Source organism: Geomonas sp. (assembly GCF_035254065.1).
Classification (GTDB): domain Bacteria; phylum Desulfobacterota; class Desulfuromonadia; order Geobacterales; family Geobacteraceae; genus Geomonas.
The window spans coordinates 1-2,952 of sequence record NZ_DATFBA010000325.1; the positions used below are offsets into that span (position 1 = coordinate 1).

Consider the following 2,952-nt stretch of genomic DNA (forward strand, 5'->3'; position numbering starts at 1 on the left):
CTGACGGGCAAGCAGGATGTGCTCGCGGGTCTGCGGCATCGGGCCGTCAGCGGCGGACACGACCAGGATCGCGCCGTCCATCTGGGCAGCACCGGTGATCATGTTCTTGACGTAGTCGGCGTGGCCCGGGCAGTCGACGTGTGCGTAGTGACGCTTGTCGGTTTCGTACTCGACGTGGGCGGTAGCGATGGTGATACCACGCTCACGCTCTTCCGGAGCGTTGTCGATCTGGTCGAAAGCCTTGAACTCGGCCTGGCCTTTGCCTGCCAGAACCTTGGTGATGGCTGCGGTCAGGGTGGTCTTACCGTGGTCAACGTGGCCGATGGTGCCTATATTTACGTGCGGTTTAGTTCTTTCGAATTTAGCTTTTGCCATGAGGAATCCTCCGTTATGTCGCTACAGCCTGTTTATGTACAAGAAGCTTTACTTTTGGGGAGTGGAGCCCACAACCGGATTCGAACCGGTGACCTCTTCCTTACCAAGGAAGTGCTCTGCCTACTGAGCTATGTGGGCGCATGATTTTGGAGCGGGAAACGGGACTCGAACCCGCGACCCTCAGCTTGGAAGGCTGACGCTCTAGCCAACTGAGCTATTCCCGCCAAATACCTACCAACAGCGAAGTTTTTTGACTCGATCGGTTCCCGTCTTACCAGTTCAAACGACTTAGTGTCTCCTGGGTCGGCCGGTGGCCGTCTCATCTGAAGTTTTAGTGGTGGAGGGAGGAGGATTCGAACCTCCGAAGTCGATGACGACAGATTTACAGTCTGTTCCCTTTGGCCGCTCGGGAATCCCTCCAGACGGTGTGTGCCTTGCTAAGTGGAGCTGACGATGGGACTCGAACCCGCAACCTGCTGATTACAAGTCAGCTGCTCTGCCAATTGAGCTACGCCAGCCCATCATCTGCCGGTTCCGCGTTGGAACCCTGCCTCGCAAAGCGAAGTCCACCTTTTAAAGCAAATCGCTTCGGGTGTCAACTTATTTTTATCCGACCGCGAAAAAATAAATTTCCGAGGTCTGGACGTACTGTGGTAAAGAGAGCAGGCGCCATTTGAGGCACAAACGAGCATTATACACATATGTTGCGCGCTGGCAACAATATTTTTCTTACAACCGTGACACGGATGCCCACAGATGTCGGAATTACTATCTCGGCGAACGGGAATCGCCTGATTCAGCTGACGATTGAGCGTTGGAAGAGAGCCGGGGTGAGGGAACTTTCCACCAAGATGCGAGGCTTCCCTCACCCCAACCCTCCCCCGTGGGGGGAGGGATAGCTGGAAGTGTCGGGAAAAGAGGGAAACGTCATCCTAGTTGAGGCTGGCGATGATCTGATCCACAGACTGCACCTTGGCAAAGAGTCCGTTTAAGGCGGCGATGAAAGCCATGTGCACCTGCTCCGCCGGAACGGTGGCGCCACCGAAGGAGAGGGCCCGGGTCGCGCAGGCGTCATGTGCGAGAGTGCATTGAAAACCGAGATCGGCGGCGGCCCGGGTGGTGGTATCGATGCACATATGCGTCATCATCCCCACAATTACCAGCTGGTCGATTTTCAACCGGCGCAGCTCGTCGAGGAGCCCCGTTTCCCTGAAGCTGTTGGGGTAGTTCTTGACCACCACCGTCTCCCCTTCCTGCGGGGTTACCGACCGGTGTATCTCAACCCCCGTGGTGCCTGGGATGAAAAAGGTGGCACCTGCCCGGTTGGAAAGGTGTTGGACGTGGATGACCGGCAACGAACGGCGCCGAAAGAGCTCAAGGAGCTTGGCAGCCTTGCGCCCCGCTTCCACGCTCCCCACCAGTTCCATCGCCCCGCCGGGAAAGTAGTCATTCTGGATATCGATGATAAGCAGCGCCTGGGACATGGTCTTCTCCTTTTTGACTTAGCAGATGCGCGGCAATTGTTCGCCGGAGAGCATCTCCACACCTCTCATCCCTCCAACCAGGGTCTCCATCTGAACTCTGCCGCCGCCTGTCGCGGTAACCTCGCCGATGATTGCCGCGTCCTTTCCGAAGGCGTGATCCCGCATCAGGCGCACGGCCTCCTCAGCCAGCTCGGGCGCCACAAATGCCAGCAGCTTTCCCTCGTTGGCGATGTAGAGGGGATCGAGCCCCAGGATTGAGCAGACTCCTTTCACACCGGCATTGACCGGAAGAGCATCCTCCTTCAGGGTGATGGTGACACCCGACTGCACGGCAATCTCCTTCAGGGTAGTAGCCACTCCGCCGCGGGTCGGATCCCGCAGCACATGGAGTCCCCCACCCAGGGAGAGCAGTTCCTGCACCAGGCCGTTCAAGGGAGCGGAGTCGGTACGGACGTCGGTTTCCATTTCCAGCCCTTCCCTGCCGCAAAGGACCGCCACGCCGTGGTCGCCTATGCTGCCGCTCACTATAACCCGGTCGCCCAGGCGCGCCTGCCCGCCGTCGATGGTGAGCCCGTGGTCCACCACGCCAATGCCGGAGGTGTTGATGAAGATGCGGTCAGCCTTGCCGCGAGGCACGACTTTGGTATCCCCGGTGACCAGCGAAACACCAGCCAGGTCGGCGGCCTGCCGCATGGAGGCGAGGATACTGGAAAGCTCCTGCTTGCCGAACCCTTCCTCCAGTATCAGCGCCACACTTATGAATAGCGGCGTGGCCCCCATCATGGCGAGGTCGTTCACCGTTCCATTCACCGCGAGATCGCCTATGTTGCCGCCCGGGAAGAAGATGGGATCGACCACGTAGCTGTCGGTGGTGAAGGCGAGCCTTCCGGTGCCGACCTCGACCAGCGCGGCATCGTTTTGCCCGGCCGACGGGTTCTGGGACAGATGCGGGATGATCAACTCGTCCAGCAACTGGTGCGAGAGCTTGCCACCGCTGCCGTGACCGAGGAGGATGATGTCGTTGTCCATGCAGTTAAGCTCCGTATCTACCTGCTTGAATTCTTGAAATGTTGCCGCTCATCGATTCGTCCCC

Annotated in this window: 3 protein-coding genes and 4 tRNA genes; all 7 read right to left on the reverse strand. The window is 58.6% G+C overall.

The window, feature by feature from the left end; translation table 11 throughout:
- Positions 1–375: GTP-binding protein (locus VJ604_RS15000; protein ID WP_324083877.1), on the reverse strand; the 375-nt coding region annotated here is incomplete at its 3' end.
- Between the two features lie 62 nt (positions 376–437).
- Positions 438–513 (reverse strand) — tRNA-Thr (locus VJ604_RS15005).
- A gap of 9 nt (positions 514–522) precedes the next feature.
- Positions 523–599: transfer RNA gene (locus VJ604_RS15010), tRNA-Gly, on the reverse strand.
- A gap of 111 nt (positions 600–710) precedes the next feature.
- Positions 711–795: transfer RNA gene (locus VJ604_RS15015), tRNA-Tyr, on the reverse strand.
- Between the two features lie 22 nt (positions 796–817).
- Positions 818–893 (reverse strand) — tRNA-Thr (locus VJ604_RS15020).
- 414 nt (positions 894–1,307) lie between these two features.
- Positions 1,308–1,859: a cysteine hydrolase family protein gene (locus VJ604_RS15025; RefSeq protein ID WP_324083878.1), complete on the reverse strand. Its 552-nt coding sequence runs from the start codon at positions 1,857–1,859 to the stop codon at positions 1,308–1,310.
- 18 nt (positions 1,860–1,877) lie between these two features.
- A complete protein-coding gene (hypE, locus tag VJ604_RS15030) occupies positions 1,878–2,888 on the reverse strand; it encodes a hydrogenase expression/formation protein HypE (RefSeq protein ID WP_324083880.1) in 1,011 nt (336 codons plus the stop codon).
- Positions 2,889–2,952: the final 64 nt, after the last annotated feature.

What these genes read in the sequence shown, in the direction of transcription:
- VJ604_RS15025 (WP_324083878.1), bottom strand. Translation starts at nt 1,859, where the DNA reads ATGTCCCAGGCGCTGCTTATCATCGATATCCAGAATGACTACTTTCCC.
- hypE (WP_324083880.1), bottom strand. Translation starts at nt 2,888, where the DNA reads ATGGACAACGACATCATCCTCCTCGGTCACGGCAGCGGTGGCAAGCTC.